This window comes from Dellaglioa sp. L3N (assembly GCF_054941095.1).
In genome coordinates this window covers 1,073,607-1,096,211 of sequence record NZ_CM142928.1, presented here as the reverse complement: position 1 = coordinate 1,096,211, position 22,605 = coordinate 1,073,607, and the positions used below count along the sequence as shown (strand labels likewise).

At 35.2% G+C, this 22,605-nt stretch carries 22 protein-coding genes; all 22 read left to right on the top strand.

Annotation, left to right across the window (positions count from 1 at the left end):
- The first annotated feature begins 12 nt into the window (after window positions 1-12).
- A complete protein-coding gene (rsmH, locus tag ACVPPR_RS05510; RefSeq protein WP_462297421.1) occupies window positions 13-960 on the top strand; it encodes a 16S rRNA (cytosine(1402)-N(4))-methyltransferase RsmH in 948 nt (315 codons plus the stop codon).
- 24 nt (window positions 961-984) lie between these two features.
- Window positions 985-1,365, top strand: a complete 381-nt coding sequence (ftsL, locus tag ACVPPR_RS05505) for a cell division protein FtsL (RefSeq protein ID WP_462303836.1) — start codon at window positions 985-987, stop codon at window positions 1,363-1,365.
- On the top strand, window positions 1,362-3,527 hold the full coding sequence (locus ACVPPR_RS05500) for a penicillin-binding transpeptidase domain-containing protein (RefSeq protein ID WP_462303835.1): 2,166 nt from the start codon (window positions 1,362-1,364) through the stop codon (window positions 3,525-3,527). Before ftsL ends, ACVPPR_RS05500 begins: the two co-directional genes overlap by 4 nt.
- Before the next feature lie 17 nt (window positions 3,528-3,544).
- Complete coding sequence (locus ACVPPR_RS05495; RefSeq protein ID WP_462297424.1) at window positions 3,545-5,017, top strand: UDP-N-acetylmuramoyl-L-alanyl-D-glutamate--2,6-diaminopimelate ligase; 1,473 nt, start codon at window positions 3,545-3,547, stop codon at window positions 5,015-5,017.
- A gap of 21 nt (window positions 5,018-5,038) precedes the next feature.
- On the top strand, window positions 5,039-6,004 hold the full coding sequence (gene mraY, locus ACVPPR_RS05490) for a phospho-N-acetylmuramoyl-pentapeptide-transferase (RefSeq protein WP_462297425.1): 966 nt from the start codon (window positions 5,039-5,041) through the stop codon (window positions 6,002-6,004).
- 17 nt (window positions 6,005-6,021) lie between these two features.
- Window positions 6,022-7,398, top strand: coding sequence for a UDP-N-acetylmuramoyl-L-alanine--D-glutamate ligase (gene murD, locus ACVPPR_RS05485; RefSeq protein WP_462297426.1), 1,377 nt, complete (start codon window positions 6,022-6,024; stop codon window positions 7,396-7,398).
- 1 nt (window position 7,399) lies between these two features.
- On the top strand, window positions 7,400-8,500 hold the full coding sequence (murG, locus tag ACVPPR_RS05480; RefSeq protein ID WP_462303834.1) for an undecaprenyldiphospho-muramoylpentapeptide beta-N-acetylglucosaminyltransferase: 1,101 nt from the start codon (window positions 7,400-7,402) through the stop codon (window positions 8,498-8,500).
- Window positions 8,501-8,518: 18 nt separating this feature from the next.
- A complete protein-coding gene (locus ACVPPR_RS05475) occupies window positions 8,519-9,367 on the top strand; it encodes a cell division protein FtsQ/DivIB (protein ID WP_462303833.1) in 849 nt (282 codons plus the stop codon).
- 121 nt (window positions 9,368-9,488) lie between these two features.
- Window positions 9,489-10,805, top strand: coding sequence for a cell division protein FtsA (gene ftsA, locus ACVPPR_RS05470; RefSeq protein ID WP_462297429.1), 1,317 nt, complete (start codon window positions 9,489-9,491; stop codon window positions 10,803-10,805).
- Window positions 10,806-10,822: 17 nt separating this feature from the next.
- Window positions 10,823-12,055 carry a cell division protein FtsZ gene (gene ftsZ, locus ACVPPR_RS05465; RefSeq protein ID WP_462297430.1) on the top strand — a complete coding sequence of 411 codons (1,233 nt, stop codon included), beginning with the start codon at window positions 10,823-10,825 and terminating at the stop codon, window positions 12,053-12,055.
- Window positions 12,056-12,088: 33 nt separating this feature from the next.
- Window positions 12,089-12,505 (top strand): cell division protein SepF, encoded by a 417-nt coding sequence (locus tag ACVPPR_RS05460; protein WP_462297431.1) that lies wholly within the window; start codon window positions 12,089-12,091, stop codon window positions 12,503-12,505.
- 21 nt (window positions 12,506-12,526) lie between these two features.
- The gene (locus ACVPPR_RS05455) at window positions 12,527-12,820 is read left to right on the top strand and encodes a YggT family protein (protein WP_462297432.1); all 294 of its coding nucleotides are present in this window, start codon (window positions 12,527-12,529) and stop codon (window positions 12,818-12,820) included.
- 4 nt (window positions 12,821-12,824) lie between these two features.
- Complete coding sequence (locus tag ACVPPR_RS05450) at window positions 12,825-13,607, top strand: YlmH family RNA-binding protein (RefSeq protein WP_462297433.1); 783 nt, start codon at window positions 12,825-12,827, stop codon at window positions 13,605-13,607.
- A 19-nt stretch (window positions 13,608-13,626) separates the two neighbouring features.
- A complete protein-coding gene (locus ACVPPR_RS05445) occupies window positions 13,627-14,322 on the top strand; it encodes a DivIVA domain-containing protein (RefSeq protein WP_462303832.1) in 696 nt (231 codons plus the stop codon).
- Window positions 14,323-14,602: 280 nt separating this feature from the next.
- Window positions 14,603-17,386, top strand: coding sequence for an isoleucine--tRNA ligase (gene ileS / locus ACVPPR_RS05440; RefSeq protein ID WP_462303831.1), 2,784 nt, complete (start codon window positions 14,603-14,605; stop codon window positions 17,384-17,386).
- Between the two features lie 118 nt (window positions 17,387-17,504).
- Entirely contained in the window at window positions 17,505-18,479 is a 975-nt protein-coding gene (gene dapF / locus ACVPPR_RS05435; RefSeq protein WP_462303830.1) for a diaminopimelate epimerase, read from the top strand.
- An 82-nt stretch (window positions 18,480-18,561) separates the two neighbouring features.
- Window positions 18,562-19,485 carry an alpha/beta fold hydrolase gene (locus tag ACVPPR_RS05430; RefSeq protein WP_462303829.1) on the top strand — a complete coding sequence of 308 codons (924 nt, stop codon included), beginning with the start codon at window positions 18,562-18,564 and terminating at the stop codon, window positions 19,483-19,485.
- 26 nt (window positions 19,486-19,511) lie between these two features.
- Window positions 19,512-20,072: an NUDIX domain-containing protein gene (locus ACVPPR_RS05425; protein ID WP_462303828.1), complete on the top strand. Its 561-nt coding sequence runs from the start codon at window positions 19,512-19,514 to the stop codon at window positions 20,070-20,072.
- Window positions 20,065-20,322, top strand: coding sequence for a hypothetical protein (locus ACVPPR_RS05420; protein WP_462303827.1), 258 nt, complete (start codon window positions 20,065-20,067; stop codon window positions 20,320-20,322). Before ACVPPR_RS05425 ends, ACVPPR_RS05420 begins: the two co-directional genes overlap by 8 nt.
- A 22-nt stretch (window positions 20,323-20,344) precedes the next feature.
- Complete coding sequence (locus ACVPPR_RS05415; RefSeq protein ID WP_462303826.1) at window positions 20,345-21,028, top strand: 5'-methylthioadenosine/adenosylhomocysteine nucleosidase; 684 nt, start codon at window positions 20,345-20,347, stop codon at window positions 21,026-21,028.
- A gap of 19 nt (window positions 21,029-21,047) precedes the next feature.
- Entirely contained in the window at window positions 21,048-22,196 is a 1,149-nt protein-coding gene (locus tag ACVPPR_RS05410; RefSeq protein ID WP_462303825.1) for a cysteine desulfurase family protein, read from the top strand.
- 13 nt (window positions 22,197-22,209) lie between these two features.
- Window positions 22,210-22,551: a DUF1831 domain-containing protein gene (locus ACVPPR_RS05405; RefSeq protein WP_462297442.1), complete on the top strand. Its 342-nt coding sequence runs from the start codon at window positions 22,210-22,212 to the stop codon at window positions 22,549-22,551.
- Window positions 22,552-22,605 lie beyond the last annotated feature (54 nt).

The following is a 22,605-nucleotide window of genomic DNA, read 5'->3' as shown; positions in this document are numbered from 1 at the left end:
GAGACAAAAACTATGACGGCATTTGAACATGAAACGGTTCTCTTAAATGAAGCAGTTGATGGATTGGCAATCAATCCTGATGGTGTGTATGTTGATTGTACTTTGGGCGGTGGCGGACATAGTGCTTTAATATTGTCTCAACTAAGTCTGAACGGGCACTTATACGCCTTTGATCAGGATCAAACAGCTATTACATATAATGAAGAACATTTAAAAAAATACATAGAAAATGGGCAAGTTACGTTTATTAAACGTAACTTTAAAGACTTAAAGGTTGCCTTGTTAGAGCTTGGTGTGACAGAAGTTGATGGGGTGCTCTATGATTTGGGCGTATCATCACCACAGTTTGATGTGGCAGAACGAGGGTTTAGTTACCAACATGATGCACCGTTAGACATGCGCATGGATTTGAGTGCAGAATTAACTGCCAAAGAAATTGTAAATAATTGGACTTATCAAGAATTAATTAGAATATTTTTTAGATATGGTGAAGAAAAATTTGCCAAATCAATTGCTCGTCAGATTGAAAGTGCTAGAGAAACTGAAGAAATTGTGACGACTAGTCAATTAGTTGAATTAATCAAACGAGGAATTCCAGCTCGCGCAAGAAGAACAGGTGGGCATCCAGCAAAAAAAGTTTTCCAAGCTATTCGAATTGCAGTTAACGATGAATTAGGGGTTTTAGAAGATTCATTAGAACAAGCCATTGATTTGATTGATGTCACGGGGCAAGTTAGTGTCATTACATTTCAATCGTTAGAAGATAGATTGGTTAAAACCATGTTCAAAGAACGAACGAGCCTTCCAGAGTTACCACCAGGTTTACCGGTAATTCCAGATAATATTCAACCAGATTATGCATTAGTTAATAGAAAACCAATTTTACCATCAGAACTAGAGTTGCAGAACAACAGACGTGCACACTCGGCAAAATTAAGAATTATAAAACGACTGAAATAATGATTAATAAAGGGGTTACATCGCATGGCACAAAATAGTACAGCAAGACCAATACCAACAACGCCGTCAAAAAAGTATAGAGAAAGCCCAAGACAGCAACCAATACATAAAACACAAGCTGGAACACAGCGTGTGGCACTTTCTAAAATTGAAAAATCATTATTTGGTTTGATTGGTGTTATTTCTTTGATACTGATGATTACGCTAGTTTCAGCACAGGTAAAATTATCGAATAGTAGTCAGTTTTTACAAAATATCAATAGTGAAATAACAGCTATTCAAACTAAAAGTTCTGATTTAACACAAGAAGTGAACGAACTTGCTAGTAACAATCGACTAAATGGTATCGCAGATAAGAATGGTCTTAACTTAAGCGAGAGTAGAATAAGGAATGTAACGAAATGAATAATCAAAAACAACGAATGATAAATAACATGAAAAAGAAACGTAGAAACAGGCAAAGGTTTGGTGTGTTACTGATCCTGACTATTTTAGCGATTCTTTTGATGTTTATCATTCGTTTTTCTTATATTGTGATTGGTGGGAAAGTTTCAAATGTTAATTTAAGCAGTCAGACGCAACTACTTTATGAAAATAGTCGGATTGATAAGGCAAGTAGAGGGACCATTTATGATGATTCTAATCAGCCCATTGCCGAAGATACAACAAATTATTCTGTCTATGCGGTTCTTTCAAAAAAATATGTTGGTGCGAACAATAAAGCTTTGTATGTTACTGATAAGAATGAAGCTGCAAAAGTTATTAGTGATGCTATTGGGATGAAAGAAACTAAAGTTTACGATATTTTGAATGCGAAAAAGGGGATTTATCAAGTTGAATTTGGGAACGCTGGTAAAAACTTATCATTAGAAACAAAAAATAAAATAGAAGCAGCTGGATTAAGTGGTATTTATTTCACTAAAACGCAGGCAAGATTATATCCTAACGGTGTATTTGCCTCTCATTTAATTGGTGTGACAAAAAGTACATCAAAAAAAGGTAACGCAACATTATCTGGTGTGATGGGCTTAGAATCAGCATTTAACAAGCAGTTGAGTGGAACAGATGGCTTGAAAAAGGTTCAAAAAGATAGTTATGGCTATCAATTACCGAATGCAAAGACAAAAACTAAACAAGTTAAAAATGGAAATAATATTTATACAACAATTGATACTAAGCTACAAACCTATCTTGAAACAACTTTGACACAGGTTCAAAAAAGTTATCAACCAAAATCAATGAACGTTGTGATTATGAATGCTAAAAATGGGAAAATATTAGCAGCCTCTCAACGACCTACATTTAATGCGGATACCAAAAGTGGTATTTCAAAAATGTGGCGTGATTCATTAATTGAAGATAGCTATGAACCTGGGTCAACAATGAAAGTCTTTACGATGGCCGCTGCGATTGAGAATGGCGCATATAATGAAAATGCACTGTATAAATCTGGTGTTTTAAAAGTAGGGACTAAAACAGTTCCTGATTGGAACACATCAGGTTGGGGCTTGATCACATATCGAGAAGGTTTCGCTCGTTCAAGTAATGTTGGTATGGCTAAGTTAGAACAAGCAATGGGTCCTACAGCATGGCTTAAATATATTAAAAAATTTGGTTTTCTCAAAAGTACTAACTTTGGGTTACCAAATGAAGCAAGAGGAAGCATTGAATTCCAATATCCAATTGAACAAGCTGATACAGCGTTTGGACAAGGGATTAATGTAACAACGATGCAGATGATGCAAGGTTTTACGGCTTTTGCAAACAATGGTAAAATGGTGAAACCAACACTTGTGAATAAGATTGTTGATCCTAATACAGGGAAAACAACTTATAAATCTAAAAAAACGGATTTGGGACAAGTGATAAAAAAATCGACGTCTAAAGAAGTTTTAAGCATGATGCAAGATGTCGTCTATAAAGATTATGGAACGGGTAATGCCTTCAAACTGGATGGCTATAGAATTGCTGCCAAAACAGGGACAGCGCAAGTTGCCAATTCTGATGCCACAGGTTACCTAACTGGTGATGCAAATTATGTCTTTTCAGTTGTAGGGATGGCGCCGGCTAAGAATCCTAAATATATCATGTATGTGACAATGAAACAGCCACAGAATATGCAAGGGACAACGGGCAATGCAATTTTGGCACAAATTTTCAATCCATTGATGAAACGAACATTGGAAGAGGATAGTTCGACAGCTAAAGCATCATCTAAAACAAATGTAACAGTTTCAGACGTCAAGGGTAATAAGACGTCTTCAGCCAAATCAACATTGAATGAACAAAATTTAGATGTGGCAGTTATTGGAAATGGTAGAACAGTAGCCAAACAATATCCAGCTGCTGGTTCCACGGTATTATCAGGACGTAAAGTACTACTATTAACCGACGGTGAGAGAGTGATGCCTGAATTAACGGGTTGGTCGAAGAGTGATGCCGTTAATGCCGCAGAATTAATGGGCTTAAAATTAAAAACAACGGGTAGTGGCTATGTATCATCTCAAAGTATTAAAGCTAATACAGTTGTGAAAAAATCAGCAACAGTTAAACTAACGTTAAAATAAAAAGGTGAATGGTAGATATGAAAGCAGATAAATTAATTCAAAGTTTAAAATTTAAGCAAGTATCGATGGCGATTGATCCAAAATTAGAGATTAAATTACTCACTCAGGATACAAGAGAAGTTGTTGAAGATAGTATCTTCGTTGCTGTAGAGGGCTATACGGTTGATGGTCATAATTTTGTCAGTCAAGCAGTTGAAAAGGGCGCGAAAATCATTATTGCCCGTAAACCAATTGATGTATCGGTTCCCGTGGTTTATGTGCAGGATACAAACCGTGCAATGGCAATTCTTGCTGATGTTTTTTATGGTGTTCCAAGTCAACAGATGAGAATGATTGGTGTTACCGGCACAAACGGTAAGACAACGGTCACTCATTTGATTGAACAAATTTATCGTGATTTAAACCAAAAAACGGGATTAATTGGGACAATGTATCGCAAAATAAATGACACAATTTATCCTTCGAATAATACAACACCTGATGTGATTACACTGCAACGGACTTTGGCAAAAATGAAACAAGAAGAAGTTGAGACGGTTGCAATGGAAGTTTCGTCACATGCATTGGTATTGGGACGTGTATGGGGCATTGATTTTGATATTGCTGTTTTTACTAATTTAACGCAGGATCATTTGGATTTTCATAAAACTATGGATAACTATGCGCATGCCAAAAGTATGTTATTCGCTCAGTTAGGTAACCATTACACAGCTTCTGGTGATGCAAAAGTAGCTGTTTTAAACTTTGATGACCCAGTTGCGCGAACATTTACGCAATTTACGTCTGCTCAGATTTTGTCATATGGGATTGAAAATGATGAAGCGATGATTCAAGCAAAAAATATTGAAATTAAAAGTCATGGAACTGAATTTGATTTGGTTCTTTTTGGCAAAGTGACTCATGTGACCATGCAATTAATCGGTTTGTTTAATGTGTATAATATGCTTGCTGCATTTAGTGCTGCCTATGCTGCAGGATTAAATGAAACACAAATTATTAAATCACTTGAAAAAGTGACAGGCGTTAAAGGCCGTTTCCAATTAGTTCCTTCTAAAACGGGTGTTAGTGTTATTGTTGATTATGCACATACACCAGATGGTTTATTAAATGTTTTAGAAACCATTCAAGACTTTGCTCAAAACAAAATTTATTGTATTGTTGGTTGCGGTGGTGATCGTGACAAGAACAAACGACCTAAAATGGCAAAAATTGCTGCAGATCATAGTGATTATCCCGTATTTACAATGGATAATCCCAGAACTGAAGATCCTAAACAGATTATGGCTGATATGTTGACGGGGATTCCAGAAAATCGTGCGACTGTTATAATGGACCGACATGAGGCAATTGCTGAAACAATCAAGAAAGCACAACCAGGTGATGTTGTTTTAATTGCCGGTAAAGGTCATGAAGATTATCAAATTCTTGGTCGAGAAAAAGTTCATTTTGACGATGTTGAAGAAGCAACGAAAGCACTAAATAAAAAATAACAATTAAGTGAGGATAAGACAATGACAAAACCAGAAATGATCATTCCATTGGTGAGTGGCTTTGCATTAACATTTATGTTTATGCCATTATTTATTGGCTACTTTAGAATGCGCAAACAAGGCCAAATGATTAGAGAAGAAGGACCAAAATGGCATGAAAAAAAGTCGGGGACACCGACTATGGGTGGCTTTGTCTTTAATATTGCCATTATTATTACAGCCATATGGACATCATTATGGGCTCATGCCATGACGCCATCAACAATGATTATGGTTTTCATCTTGTTTTTATATGCTGTACTAGGATTTTGGGATGATAGTATTAAATTATTCAAACGACAAAATGAAGGCTTAAAAGCTTGGCAAAAATTGTTAGGGCAAATCATTGGTGGCATCATTTTAACAGCTGTTTATATGCATGAAAAGTTACCTCTTTCAATTAATATTTGGGGATTCGGTGAAGTCTCAATTGGGATTCTCTATGCCATTTTTATTATTATTTGGTTAGTTGGTTTTTCTAATGCTGTTAATTTAACTGATGGCATTGATGGCTTAGTTTCCGGACAAGCAATTATTGCTTTCGGTGCATACGCTGTTATTGCACAAGCCCAGCATCAAGAAGATGTCCTTATTTTTTGTTTATCAGTCATTGGTGCTTTAATTGCGTTTATTTGGTTTAATCATAAACCGGCTAAAGTATTCATGGGAGACATGGGCTCGTTAGCATTAGGTGGCGCATTAGCGACTGTCTCAATTTTATTACATCAAGAATTATCGCTGATTTTTATTGGTATTATTTTCGTTTGCGAAACGGCAAGTGTTATTTTACAAGTGGCTTCGTTCAAATTAACCGGTAAACGTATCTTTAAAATGAGTCCAATTCATCATCACTTTGAAATGAGTGGTTGGAATGAATGGAAGATTGATATTGTCTTTTGGACGATTGGTTTAATTGCTGCAATTTTGACGTTAATAGTTATTTTATAAAGGGAGATTTAATTGGAATGAAGAAAATTACGAATTATCAAAATAAAAAAGTTCTAGTTGTCGGTTTAGCAAAGAGTGGGTTGAATGCTGCAAAATTATTAAAAGATTTAGGCGCATTCGTGACTGTGAACGATCATAAGAAGATTGATGACAATCCTGAAGCAAAGGAACTTTTAGCTGAAGGTATCAAAGTGATTACTGGTGGTCATCCACTCTCTTTACTAGATGAGGATTTTGAGTTAGTCGTAAAAAACCCTGGCATTCCATATACAAATCCATTGATTGCTAAAGCAATGGAAAAAGGATTACCCATCATTACGGAGCCAGAACTTGCTTACGAAATTTCAGAGGCACCAATGATTGGTGTTACGGGAACAAACGGTAAAACAACGACTACGACTTTAATCTCATTGATGTTGAATCAAGAGAGAAAACAAGGGCAGGCGTTCATGGCTGGTAATATTGGTATTCCATCTGTTTCTGTGGCAAGAAAAGCAACTAAAAATGATATTATTGTGACAGAATTATCGAGCTTTCAATTATGTGGTATTGATCAGTTAAAGCCTGAGATTGCAGTTATTACTAATATTTATGAAGCACATACTGATTATCATCAAACGCGTGAAAACTATGTGAAAGCAAAAATGAGAATAACAGAAAATCAAGATTCAGATGATTTTCTTGTTGTTAACTGGGATTTGGAAGAACTTCATGAACTTGTTAAAGCAAGCCGTGCCCAAATTGTACCGTTTTCTAGATTAGACAAAATTGAAACAGGTGCTTACGTAAAGGACGACAATATTTATTATCAAGACGAATTAATTATGAAAACAGCTGATATTAATATTCCTGGTGAGCACAATATTGAAAATGCACTTGCAGCTATTACGGTTGTTAAAATTAAAGGTGTAACAAATTCGGCTATTAAAGAAGTTCTATCAACATTTACGGGTGTGCGTCACCGGACACAGTTTGTTAGTGTCTGGCATAATCGTAAATTTTATAATGATTCAAAGGCAACCAACATTGAAGCAACTGAGATGGCTGTTAAAGGTTTTTCACAACCAATTATTTTGTTGGCTGGTGGGTTAGATCGTGGATTTACATTTGAAAAATTAGTTCCTGTTCTTAAAGAACATGTGAAGGCAATGATTGTTTTCGGTGAAACTGCTGATTTAATGAGAAGTGCAGGTGAAGCTGCGGGGATTACCGAAATTAAGCAAGTGACTGATGTTGTTGCGGCTGTACCGGAAGCTTATAAATTAAGCGCTGACAATGATATTATTTTGTTGTCACCGGCAGCAGCTAGTTGGGATCAATATCCATCATTTGAAGTACGTGGTGATGAGTATATCGATGCAGTTGAAAAACTAATGCAAGAAAAGGATAACTAAAATGAAAATTATTGTTTCTGGTGGTGGAACAGGTGGGCATATTTACCCAGCCTTAGCCTTGATTGAAGCGTTAAAATTAAAAGATCCAACGGCTGAATTTTTATATATTGGGACTGAAAAAGGGCTTGAGAGTCGTATTGTTCCGGATAATGGTATTCCATTTAAAACCATTAAAATTCAGGGCTTTAAGCGATCATTATCGATGGAAAATATTAAAACGATTCAATTATTTCTAAAGAGTGTAAAAGACGCAAAAAAAATGATCAAAGATTTTGAACCAGATATCGTTATCGGGACAGGTGGGTACGTGTGTGGTGCAGTTGTCTATGCTGCTGCTAGAATGCATATTCCAACGGTTGTTCATGAACAAAATAGTGTTGCAGGCGTTACAAATAAATTTTTGAGTTACTTTGTTGATAAAGTAGCCATCTCATTTGAATCTGTTGCAGATCAATTTCCAAAGAAAAAAGTTGTTTTCACCGGGAATCCTCGTGCACAACAAGTGGTAAATGAGAAGAAAATTGAAGCATTATCTGAGTATGGATTAGTAGATGATGTTCCAACAATGTTAGTTTTTGGTGGTTCAAGAGGGGCTGCGAAAATTAATCAAGCGATGGTTGATGCAATTCCAGAATTGAATCAAAAACCTTATCAAGTATTATTTGTGACGGGTAATGTTCATTACGATAAAATTATGACTGAGTTAAATGGTGTGGCATTAAATAAAAATATTATTATTAAACCTTACTTGAATAATATGCCTAATTTATTAAGCAATATTTCTGTTATTTTAGGTCGTGCGGGTGCGACAAGTATAGCTGAAATTACGGCACTTGGGTTACCTTCTATTTTGGTACCTAGCCCTTATGTCACGAATGATCATCAAACGAAAAATGCGATGAGTTTGGTTAATGATCATGCAGCAAAACTCATTACTGAAGATACTTTAACGGGTTCGAAATTAATTGAAGTTGCCGATGAATTGATGCTTAACGATGACGTTAGAATGCAGATGTCTGCTAATTCACGCAAAATGGGTGTACCAGATGCTGCTGATAAATTAATTGCGGTAATGGTAGATTTAATTAAAGCAAAAAAATAATCTAGGAGGCCAAAAAAGATGTCAAAAAATAAATTTTTTAAAAGTCGAAAAACTGAATTGACACCTTGGGAGGCCTTACAAGGTAAAAAAGAAAGTAAAAGTAAACGTTTTGATTTTTTTGGTAATCCCAAAACAATTAGTGACCGCTTACCAAAATTAAAAAAATACCAGCACCATGCGCTTTATCAAAAAATGACCATTATTATTGGGTCATTTTTAGTGATTGGGCTGATTGCATTGTATTTTGTGTCGCCGTTAAGCAAAGTACGAACAATAGGTATTTCGGGTGAAAAAACGGTATCGAAACAACAAGTTGAAAATGCGAGTCAATTACATGTTAATGATCCGTTGTCGCATGCATTATTTAATAATAAATCGACTTTAAAGGCGATAAAAAGTGACTTACCACAAGTGAAATCGTTAACAGTTAGTCGCAAAAAGTGGAATGATATCAAGCTTTCAATTACTGAATATGATCTTGCGGGGTACATTGCTAAAGACAAAAAATATTATCAATTATTTTTGAATGGTGCAATTGGGAGTCGAGTATTTGCACAACCTACAGGTAATTATCCAACCTATTCAAAGTTTAATCAGACCGATTTATTGCAAAAAATGGTCAAACAATATCGAAAAGTGCCAGCAAAAATTAGAAATGGTATTTCAGAAATTGATTACAATCCATCAAAAGTGAATAATCAAAGAATTTACATCTACATGAATGATGGCAATAAAGTCATAGCAAATATTGGTGATTTTGCAAATAAAATGGCCTTTTATCCAAGTATTTCCTCAAAATTGAAGAAAAAAAATGTCATTGATTTGGAAGTTGGCGCATATTCTTATCCAGATAATAAGAAAAGTTAACGAAACTGATGTAGACGTTGTTATATCCTTTCTAAATGCGGTCTTACTGTGGTAAAATATGAGTACTATATCTTATAAAAAATAATATTAAAATTATACTGTAAGGGAGGTTCTTTTTCAAATGAGTGAAGCAGGTATATATGTTGGGTTGGATATTGGAACAACATCAATTAAAGTTATCGTGTCTGAATATGTTAACGGCCAGTTGAATGTAATTGGTATCGGTAATGAACGTTCAGCAGGCTTAAATAGAGGCATTATAGTCGATATTGATAAAGCAGTTGTTTCAGTCCAAAAAGCGATTAAACAAGCTGAAGAAAAAGCAAATATTCAAATTAGTGAAGTACATGTTGGCATTCCTGCTAATTTATTACAAATTATTCCTTGTAACGGTATGATTGCCGTTTCAGATGAATCAAAAGAAATTACAAATGAAGACGTTATAAATGTTGCCAGTGCAGCATTAGTTCAAAATTTACCACCTGAAAGAGATATGATCGATATCATTGCCGATGAATTCGTTGTTGATGGTTTTGATGGCATTAAAGATCCACGCGGTATGATTGGTGTCAGATTAGAAATGCATGGGTCCGTTTATACAGGGCCTAAAACGATTATTCATAATTTGAAAAAATGTGTTGAAAACGCTGGATTAACAATTAGAGAAACAATCGTAAATCCATTGGCACTTGCATCAGTTGCGATGTCAGATGGTGAAAGAGATTTTGGTACCGTACTTATTGATCTTGGTGGGGGTCAAACGACTGCTTCTGTGATTCACGATCATAAGTTGAAATTTACATATGTAGATCAAGAAGGTGGCGATTTTGTCACGAAAGATATTTCTGTGGTCCTTAATACCTCTGTCGAAAATGCTGAAAAATTGAAACGTAATTATGGCTTTGCCAATTCTGAATTAGCTTCAGAAGAGGATGTTTTTCCAGTTGATGTTGTTGGTCAAAGTGAACCAATTAATATCTCTGAAAAATATTTATCGGAGATTATTGAAGCAAGAATTTCTCAAATTTTGAGTAAAATAAAAAATTCATTGGATGCTATCAAGGCATTGGATTTACCGGGCGGTGTTATTCTGACTGGTGGTCTTGCAGCTTTACCAGGCATTGCAGAACTTGCATCTGAGATTTTACAAGTTCAAGTCAAAACCTATGTTCCTGACCAAATGGGACTACGATATCCTTCGTTTGCTCAAGCTTTAGGCTTGATTAATTATGCGGTTGGGCAAGATGAAGTCACATTGTTAACAAAGAGTGCAATGGGACTTGATATTGATCAAGCAAATTATAATGTTGTCGAACCAGACAGTGACAAATTTAAAAAGCAAGAAGCAAAAAGTAAAGTTAAAAAAACTAGAAAACCAAAAACATCGGGGGATACCTTAGAATCAGTTAAAAACTTTTTTAATGGGTTCTTCGATTAAACAGGAGGAAGTAAGTAATGGAATTTTCTTTGGACTCAAGTGAAGATAAAGGCGCAGTAATCAAAGTAATTGGTGTCGGTGGCGCTGGTGGTAATGCTGTTAATCGCATGATTGACGAAAACGTTTCAGGTGTTGAATTTATTGCATTGAATACTGATGTTCAGGCATTAGAAAGTTCAAAAGCAGAAGTTAAAATTCAATTAGGACCTAAATTAACTCGTGGTTTAGGAGCTGGTGCAACGCCAGATATTGGAAGTAAAGCTGCACAAGAAAGTGAAGAAGCAATCACTGAAGCAATTGACGGCGCAGATATGATCTTTGTTACTGCTGGAATGGGTGGTGGTACCGGTACCGGTGCTGCTCCTGTTGTCGCTAAGATTGCTAAAGATCAAGGCATTTTAACAGTGGGTATCGTAACACGTCCATTTACATTTGAAGGACCAAAACGTAGTCGTTTTGCTGCTGAGGGAATTGCCAATCTTCGAGATCAAGTCGATACATTAGTTGTTATTGCTAACAACCGTTTACTTGAAATTATTGACAAGAAGACACCAATGCTTGAAGCATTCCAAGAAACAGATAATGTTTTACGTCAAGGTGTTCAAGGTATTTCTGAATTAATTACATCACCTGGTTTAATTAACTTGGATTTTGCCGATGTTAAAACAGTGATGGCTGATCAAGGGACTGCATTGATGGGAATTGGTTCTGCTACTGGTGAAAATAGAACTGCTGAAGCAACGAAAAAAGCAATTTCTTCACCATTATTAGAAGTTTCAATTGATGGAGCAAAACAAGTGTTATTAAATATTACTGGTGGTGCTGACATGAGTCTTTTTGAAGCGCAAGAAGCTTCTGAAATCATTTCACAAGCAGCATCTGATGAAATTAATATTATTTTTGGAACATCAATCAATGAAGATTTAGGCGATGAAATTGTTGTAACAGTGATTGCAACTGGTATTGATGATGTTAAAGAAGAAAAAAAAGCAACCGTTCATACACGAACATTACCAAGAACTGATGCGCCTAAAGCAACACCAACTGAAAAACAAGAAGATCGTTTTGATGATTGGGATATTATGCATTCATCAAGTAAACCTGAAGAAAAGAAATCAACAGAGTTTGACAATGTTGAAAAGCCAAGCTTTGATGTCTTTAAAAATGATATCAGTAATGATGAAGAATCAGCCGGTAATGATGACAGTTTAAGTACACCACCATTTTTCAGAAGACGTCGTAAAGATTAAGTAAATTGAATCAGTGGGGAGGGTACAGTTATTATGGCTTTTGAAAAAATTGGTCGTTTTTTTGGACTAGCAGAAGATGATGATGATTTTGAAAATGATGGTTATCAAGCTGAAGAGTCTATGCAGACTTCGTCATTGAATAAAAGTAATAAGGTTGTTTCAATCAATGGTAAGCATAGCCAGCCACAAAAAATTAATTTATTTGAACCTAGAATTTATTCTGACGTTAAAGATATGGCAACGCATTTGTTACAAAATCAAGCAATTGTTGTCAATTTTCAAAAGATGGATGATGTTCAATCTAAACGAATTGTTGATTTTTTGTCTGGAACCGTCTTTGCTGTTAATGGAACAATTCAAAGAATTGGAGATAATATTTTTCTCTGTACGCCGAACTCATTTATTGTTGAAGGAAACATGGCGGATAATATTTTTGAAACATTCGAATAAAAGAAAAATCGAGGTGTATCTATGATTGAATTAATTCTACTTCTGGCTAGGGTCATTAGATGGGCGTTCAATGCTTATGAGCTGGCACTCTTTGTTTATGTTTTAATGTCATGGTTTCCGGGTGCGTATAATACACCAGTTGGTCATTTCTTAAGTAGAATTTGTCAGCCTTATCTTGCATTTTTTGATCGCTTTATTCCGGCAATTGGTGGTATTAGTTTTTCACCAATTATCGCGATTATTGCATTAGGTTTTATTCAAAATGGTATTATGGGACTTTTAAATACGTTGATTTCTCCTTTAATTGGAGGGTAGTAATATGAATGACATCATTTACCAACATTTTAGAGCTGATGAAAAAGACATTATTGATACATTGTCGGATTATATTGAACAAGCCAAATCAGAATATAGAGCTGTTTTAACACATTTTTTAAATCCTAGAGAAGCTCATATAGCAACTTATCTATTAGGTCAAAATGATGAAATTAGTATGAAATTGTTTGGTGGTACCGAAAATGCTGAGCGACAAAGATTGCTTTTTTATCCAGCATATTTTGATGTTCAGGATAGTGATTTTGATTTACAACTCATTGAAATCAAATATCCAGTCAAATTTGCGACGCTGAAGCATGGTCAAATTTTGGGTACATTGGCTAATGCAGGATTGGATAGAGAAGTTATTGGAGATATTTTAACGGATGGCCAGCAATGGCAGGTTGTTGTTGAGAAAAAAATGGCAGATTATTTGATAAATCAAATTGATCGCATTGGTAAAATTAAAGTGTCTCTTGAAGAAATTCATTTTTCTCAAATCGTTACTGTCATAGATGAATGGCAATCACAATCCGAATTGGTTGCATCATTGCGAATTGATTCAGTTATTTCAGCTGTTTATAATATGTCACGACAAAATGCTAAAAACTTAGTTAATTCTGAAAAAGTGAGTTTGAATTGGCAAGTTATTGATAAGCCTGATTATGAATTGGCAGAGTTTGATGTTCTATCAATTCGTGGATTCGGTCGAATTAAATTAGATTTCATTGCAGGTAAGACTAGAAAAGATAAATATAAATTAGAGTTATCAGTATTAAAAAAATAAATTTTGAAGGACGTGCAAAATGACTTTAAGTCCATTAGATATTCACAATAAGGAATTTAACGTAAAATTAAGAGGTTATGATCAAGATCAAGTTAATGATTTTCTTGACAAAATTATTAAAGATTACGAACTAACTTTGAAAGAAAACGAAAATTTAACTGATGAAGTTAAAACGAGTAATGAAAAATTGGAATACTTTAATGATTTGAAAGATTCATTAAACCAATCAATTATTGTTGCCCAAGAAGCTGCAGACCGTGTTAAGATTAATGCTAAACGTGAATCTGAAATTATTAACAAAGAATCACAAAAACAAGGTCATGATATTATTGATGAAGCCAACGAAAAGGCTAAACATATTATTGATATGGCTTCAGAAAAAGCTAAAAAATTAGCTGTTGAAACGGATGACTTGAAGAAACAAGCACGTATCTTCCGTCAACGTCTCAAAGTTATGATGGAATCACAATTAGAAGTTGTTAAAAGTTCTGATTGGGATGAAATTTTAAAACAAGGCGAAACAAGTACGTATTCTGAAATTCAAGACGTTTTAAAACGTGAAGAAGATAAAGAAAAACGTGAAGCCAAAAAAATTAAAGAAACAGTTAATAATGATGATGTCGTTGTTACTGAAATTATTGCTGAATCAGATGACAATAAAATTTCTGAAAAAAATGATCAAGATACAATGGTTATCTTCCCAGATAACAACTAGATTTGAGAACAATAATTATATGATATATTCTTAGCGAATCGATGATAGTGTAAGATCGATAATCACTGTTATATAATTTATCCTCTCAATGAGTTAAATTAAACTGAAATAATAAGTAAGTTTAATCGGATTCATCTCCGTTACCACGATGGTTGAGTAAAATAGGGCTTCTATGAAGTCGTATTTCTAAATTTGGGTGGTAACACGAAGACTTCGTCCCTTGTAACGGAGTCTTTTTTTGTATAATGAAATAAAATAACTTTTAAAAGGAGTTCATACTATGAAAATGAAAGAAACCTTAAACTTAGGTAAAACAGAATTTCCAATGCGTGGAAACTTGCCCGTTAAAGAGGTTGAACGACAAGAGGCATGGAATGATGATAATGTTTATGAATTACGCCAAAAATTGAATGAGAACAAACCAAGCTTTGTTTTACATGATGGTCCTCCATATGCTAATGGAAATATTCATATGGGACATGCTTTGAATAAAATTACAAAAGATATCATTGTTCGCTCAAAATCAATGATGGGATTCAGAGCACCTTATGTTCCTGGTTGGGATACTCATGGGCTACCAATCGAACAACAATTGGTTAAACAGGGTGTCGATCGTAAAAAAATGTCAAAAGCTGCATTTCGTGAACTTTGTGAAAAATATGCTTTAGAACAAGTTAATTTACAACGTGAAGACTTTAAACGTTTAGGAGTAGCAGCTGAATGGGACAACCCATACATGACGTTACAACCTGAATTTGAAGCTGAAGAAGTCAGAATGTTTGGTGAAATGGCTCAAAAAGGCTATATCTATAAAGGTAAAAAACCAATTTATTGGTCACCATCATCAGAATCAGCCTTGGCTGAAGCAGAAATCGAATATCAAGATATTAAATCACCATCAATGTATATTACATTTGATGTCGTTGATGGCAAAGATATTTTAGATACTGATACAAAAATGATTATCTGGACAACCACACCATGGACAATCCCAGCTAATTATGGTGTCGCTGTACATCCTGATTATAAATATATTCAAATTGATGCAGATGGCACAAAATATGTTGTTGCTGAAGAACGTTTGAGTGTTTTAAAAGAAGAATTTGATTGGGAAAATGTTGCTGTCTTAAAAGAATTTTCTGGTCGCGATATGGAATACATGACAGTTCAACATCCATTATATGACCGGACATCATTAGTTATTCTTGGGTACCATGTTACGTTAGATTCTGGTACTGGTCTTGTGCATACAGCTCCAGGACATGGTGAAGATGATTTTATTGCTGGACAAAAATATAAATTACCTGTTGTGTCTGTTTTGGATGAAAAAGGTGTTATGAATGAAGAGGCTCCTGGGTTTGAAGGTATCTTCTATGACAAAGCTAATCCATTAGTGACAGACCAATTGAAAGAAAATGGTCATTTACTTAAATTATCATTCTTTACGCATAGTTATCCACATGATTGGCGTACAAAGAAACCAGTTGTTTTCCGTGCAACAGCACAATGGTTTGCATCTGTTGAAATGTTCCGTGATGATATTTTAAAAGAAATTGATAAAGTTGATTTCAAAAATGAATGGGGTAAAGTCCGTCTTTACAACATGATTAGAGATCGTGGCGATTGGGTAATCTCACGTCAACGTGCTTGGGGTGTCCCATTACCTATCTTCTATGCAGAAGATGGCACACCTATTATTACACCAGAAACGATTGAACATGTGGCACAATTATTTGAAGAGCATGGATCAAATATCTGGTTCAAGCATGATGCTAAAGCATTACTTCCTGAAGGATTTACAAGTGAACATAGTCCTAACGGTGGTTTCACCAAGGAAGAAGATATTATGGATGTTTGGTTTGATTCAGGATCTTCACATCGAGGTGTGTTAGGAAAACGTGATAACTTAACGTATCCTGCAGATTTATATATGGAAGGTTCAGATCAATATCGTGGTTGGTTCAATTCAAGTATTATTACATCTGTTGCAACCAATGAAATTGCACCATACAAACAATTGATGTCACAAGGTTTTGTACTTGATGATAAAGGTCATAAGATGAGTAAATCACTTGGTAACATTATTTTACCAAGCAAAGTTATCAAACAATCAGGGGCTGAAATTATCCGTTTATGGACAGCATCTGCAGATACATCTTCAGATGTCGCTGTTTCAATGGACATTTTAAAACAAGTTTCTGAAACATATCGTAAGATTAGAAATACATTTAAATTCATCTTGGCTAATACAACTGATTTCGAACCAAGTAAAAATGCCGTTGCGTTTGATGATTTAGCATCTGCAGATAAATATATGTTAATTAAATTAAATGCCTTTTCAAAAGAAGTTTTAGATAATTATGCAGAATATGATTTCTTAGCAATCTATAAAAAAGTCATTACATTTATTTCAAATGAACTATCAGCTTTCTATTTGGATATTGCAAAAGATATTGTCTATATCGAAGCTGAAGATAGTTTTGAAAGACGTTCAATGCAAACAGTTCTTTATCAGATTGTGATGACAATGGCTAAGTTGTTAACACCTATCTTGCCACATACAACTGAAGAAGTTTGGGACTATTTGAAAGAACCAGAAGACTATGTTCAATTAAGTGAAATGCCAGAAGTGTCACATTTTGATGGTGAAATTAAAATTGTTGAAAATTGGCAAGCCTTTATGAAGATTCGTTCATATGTCTTAAAATCTTTAGAGGATGCGCGTGATGCGAAGTTAATTGGTAAATCATTCGAAGCAAAGGTTAGTTTATATGTGACTGATTCTGACAAAGCATTACTTGATGCACTTGATACAGATGTTCGTCAACAATTGATTGTGTCTGCTTTGGATATTCTATCATTTGATGATGCACCAGAGGATGCTACTAAATTTGATGGCTTAGCTGTTAAAGTTGAAGTTGCAACTGGGGAAGTTTGTCAAAGATGTCGTATGGTTAAAACAGATGTTGGTGAGGATCCTGAATTACCAACACTTTGTCATCGTTGTACAACAATTGTTAAAGCAAGTTATCCAGAAGCAGTTACAGAAGGTTTTGAAAATTAAATAAGTCAAAAGGGGAATAACGTCAAGTTATTCTTTTTTTTGAGCTAAAATGATTACAAATTTTAAAATATAGGGTAATATATAGGCTATACAATGACAGTGAGAGCAGGTGTTTAATGTGCAATTAATAAAAGTACATGGATCAGAAAATGATTTTTTTCTTTTAGATCAAACGAAATTAGAGAACCCTTTATCTGATGAAGCATTAAAAAATTTAGCCATTAAAATGTGTGACCGAAATTCTGGTCTACATGGTGGTTCAGATGGTATTTTAGTTGTTAATAAATCAGCGCATATTGATGTTTTAGGCCAAATGAGAGTGATTAATGCTGACGGGACAGAAGCAAGCATGTGTGGGAATGGCTTGAGAACGGTTGGCCGTTATTTAGAAAATCAATTTGGAAAAACAGAATTTAAAGTTGAGACGATGCACGCTGATTTAAAGGTTAAGAAAGCACCAAATTTGAAGTCAGACGTCGCTGCGTACAATGTGGAAATTTCACCCGTTAGTTTTGCGGCAGAAACATTACCACTATTTTTGAACCGAGAAACGTTGATTAATGAAATTGTGCCTGAATTTTCAAAGACGTTAAAATTTTCAGCTGTTTCGGTGCCTAATCCACATTTAATTACGTTTGTTGATCATGAAACATTGGAAGGCCCAGAACTTGGAAGAATTGCCACTTATTTAAATGGTGAGAATCCTTATTTCCCTGATGGCGTCAATGTCAGTTTTGTTGAAAAATTAACGAGTAATTCTATTTTTGTTAGAACCTATGAACGTGGGGTTGGTTTCACAAATGCTTGTGGGACAGCCATGTCTGCTTCAAGTTTAATGTTTGTGTTATTGAGTCATGACCAAGTGCCTTTTGAAACTGAAATAAAGGTTAAAAATCCTGGTGGAATGGTTAAAACGATTGTGCATCAAACGGAGCAAGGCAATTATTGGATGTCTCTAATTGGGAACGCAACTAATGTTGCCAATGTGACGGTTGATTTAGATGCTGCCATGACTGGTGATTTTTCTAATGCAGAATGGGTTCCAACGAATGAACAAGATGCTTATTTAGATTTTATCGCAAGTATCGTATAATTTAATTAGGATAAGGGGCATAAATGACTGTCTTTTATCCTTTTTTTAATTTAAAATAAAAGGAAACGCTTGGGGAAAATGAATGAAAAAATGGCTTATCGGAATTTGTATGGCACTTTTAATAATTGGTCTTGTGATTTTTGGAATCAGTTACTATTTGTTTAATTATGCTGAAACACCGACCACTAAGGGATTTATTAAGCCTGAACCAATCAGTGCCGAGGTGAAGAAAGAAAATGCATGGTTAAAACAAGTTAAAAAGCTAAATTGGAAAATCACGTCCAAAGATCATTTAACACTTAAAGCAATTTATGTGCCAGCGGACAAAAAAACGGAAAAAACGGTCTTTGTGGCACATGGCTTCATGAGCAATAAAGAGGGAATGGTCCGATTTATCCATTTTTATCATGATCTGGGATATAACGTTATCGCGCCAGATGCTAGGGCACACGGTCAAAGCCAAGGTAAGTATATTGGTTACGGCTGGTTAGAAAGAAAAGATAATTTACAGTGGCTTAACAAAGTGGTTGATTATCAAGGTAAAAATGCAAAAATCACTTTATTTGGGATTAGTATGGGTGGCGCTACGGTCATGATGTTGAGTGGCGAGAAGAAGTTACCAACACAAGTGAAGGCCATTATTGAAGATTGTGGCTATACAAGTGTGGCTGATGAGCTGACTTATCAATTAAAACAGATGTATCATTTGCCTAAAATTCCAATTATTCCAGTTGCTAGTCTCATCTCTAAAGTAAAGGCCGGTTACTCATTTTATGAAGCAAGTTCAATTAAGCAATTACACAAGAATAAATTACCAGTGCTATTTATTCATGGTGCTGCGGATACTTTTGTGCCAACTGAGATGGTTTACAAAAATTTTGCGGCAACAAAAGGACCTAAAGAAATATTTGTTGTACCAGGTGCAAAACATGGTGCTTCATTTACCAAAGATAATGTTGGGTATCAAAAGAAAGTAACCCATTTTTTAAAGCAATATTTTAACTAAATAAAGTAAGATGACGAGGTAATTAAATGAATTTAGAAGAAAAAGTTTTAGCTGAATATTCAATTTTTAAAGGCCATGTCATAGAAGTTGTCAATGAAACAGTTGTGTTACCTAATGGTGAACAATCGCATAGAGAAATCGTGCATCATCATGGCGCTATTGGTGTGCTGGCGGTAACGGATGAAGACAAGATTGTTTTAGTTAATCAATGGCGAGCACCCATTAGAAAAGCATCCTTAGAAATTCCAGCTGGTAAAATTGATAGTGCTGATCATGACTTAATTGAGACAGCGACACGTGAACTTAATGAAGAAACCCGCTATAAAGCAAAACAGTTAACTAAAATTTATGGATTCCATTCTGCATTAGGCTTTGCTGATGAGTATTTAACGTTATTTTACGCAACTGGTTTGGAACCTGTGGAGACTGAATTACCGCAAGATACTGATGAATTTTTAAATTTGATTGAGTTGACGTTTGATGAGGTTCAGTTTAAGATTAAATCTGGTGAAATCACAGATGTTAAAACTATTTTAGCGGTTGCCCATTGGGAAATCGAACGATTAAAAGGTGAGAGACATGGATGATGAAACAAAATTATCAAGAAGCGAGTACCAAAGATTACAAGAATTAGAGAATGAGCCTGAATCTCGTCAGAAAGAACGACAACGGGTTGAAAAACAGGATCAGGATGAGCATCCTACAAGAAGCTCTTTCACAGAACAACCCAATGAAACACCTAAAAAGAATCGGTTAAATCGCGCTTTGAATTGGACCATTGGTATTCTAGTAGTCGCAATTGTGATTGTGTTTTTAATTTTATTCTTTTTACCCTAATATAAAACGGAGGTTATGAATAATGATATATGGTATTTTATGCGCAATGGAAGAAGAAATTATTTCACTTAGGAGTCATTTAGAAAATCGAACAGATAAAGAAATTGGTGGGATTGCTTTTTATACTGGCCAAATTAACAAAAATGACGTTGTTTTGGTGAGATCAGGTATTGGTAAGGTTCAAGCAGGAATGACAACTGCACTTTTAATTGCCGAATTCGGTGTAACCGCAGTGATTAATTCTGGTTCAGCTGGTGGGATTGGACAAGGCCTTAAGATTAGTGACGTTGTTTTAGCGACGGAGGTTGCTTATCACGACGTTGATGCAACTGCATTCGGATACGAAATTGGCCAGTTACCACAGCAACCAACTAAGTTCTTGGCAGATACAAGTTTAAATGCTGCCATTCAAAAAGCAGCGCAAGATAATGATTTGGTTATCAAACCAGGTCTTATTGTGTCAGGGGATCAATTTATTGCTAGTCAGAAGCAAACAGATGTCATCCTTAATCATTTCCCAGATGCGCTTTGCAGTGAAATGGAAAGTGCAGCAGTTGGTCAGGCAGCCCATCAATTTGGCGTGCCATTTGCCATTGTGAGAGCCATGTCAGATGTTGCTGACCAAGAAGCTGGTCAAACATTTGACGAGTTTATTATTGAAGCTGGCCAAAAATCAGCTCAAATGATTTTATCCCTATTAAATTAAAGGAGACCAAAGAAAATTAATGTCAGGAATATACTTAGATAACGCAGCAACTACACCAATGGCTAGTGAAGTCATTGAAGTCATGACAGATGTTATGAAGAATACTTTTGGAAATGCCTCAAGTCCTCACCAATTTGGACGTTCGGCACGAATGGTGCTTGACGATAGTCGACAAGTTATTGCTGACAGTATTCATGCCAAGGACTCAGAAATTATTTTTACAAGTGGTGGAACTGAGAGTGATAATACGGCTATTATGCAGACCGCAATTCAAAGAAAATCACTTGGAAAGCATTTAATTACGACAGCAGTAGAACATCAGGCTATTTTAAAATCGATGCAGTATTTAGAATCCATTGGCTTTGAAGTTACTTATCTACCAGTTAATGAAGATGGTGTTATTAATATGGAAGATTTTAAAAATGCTTTAAGGGATGATACGATTTTAGTGTCAATTATGATGGGAAATAATGAAACGGGGAGTCACATGCCGATTCATGAAATTGGTGAGATTTTGAAAGATCATCAAGCTTGGTTCCATACGGATGCGGTTCAAGCATATGGTCTATTGGATATCGATGTTAATGCAGATCATATCGATCTGTTATCAACGTCAGCGCATAAATTGAATGGTCCGAAGTTTTTGGGTTTCTTATATAAACGAGAATCAGTCTTTTTCCCATCATTTGTTAAAGGTGGAGAGCAAGAAGATAAAAGACGTGCGGGGACAGAAAATGTACCAGCCATCGCAGGTTTCGCTAAAGCAGTGTCATTGGTTTCTAATGATGAGAAAAAAGCACGTCAAGTGAAATATCAGGGATTTAAGCAACAAATTATTGCGGGCTTGCATGCTAATCAGATTGATTTTGAAATTAATGGGTTACTTTCGGATGATAACTTACAACATGTCTTTAATATCTGGATTAAAGGCGTTCAAACCGAAGTCCTACAAACCCGTTTGGATTTGGCTGGTGTTGCCGTCTCTGGTGGTTCTGCATGTACTGCGGGTAATTTGGAACCTTCTCATGTGTTAATAGCCATGTATGGTGAAAAAAGCCCACGAGTGGCTGAATCTATCCGCTTGAGCTTCGGAAAAGACAATACGGCTGAAGAAATTGATCTGTTTGTCAGTCAACTTACTAGAATCGTTAATCGGTTAAAAAAATAGGAGGTCGTTCATTATGGCATTTGAAAAAAGCGTTCAACTTTTGGGAGACACAGCAACTTATGAGTTAAGTCTTAATGTAAAAAAATACACATTAAGAGATTTAGGGTTTGCAGAAACTAAAGCAGGCAATTTTCAATTGGAGAGATCTTTAGATCCTAATTCACCTTTTAATCAAGGAATTAAAGTTAAAATTATTGTTGATAAATCTTTAAGTGGGTTCAAAATGTCAACGACAACAGCGAACGGACTTAAAGCAGTTAATATTTTTAAAGATGAAGATAAAAAATCTGAAACTGAACAATTTAATTATGTGATTGGACAGTTGATTGATCGGGATGTCTTGAAGAAAAACTAACCGCATTATTAATAATTAATAGAATCAATAATTAAAAAGCCTACTCATTTTTTG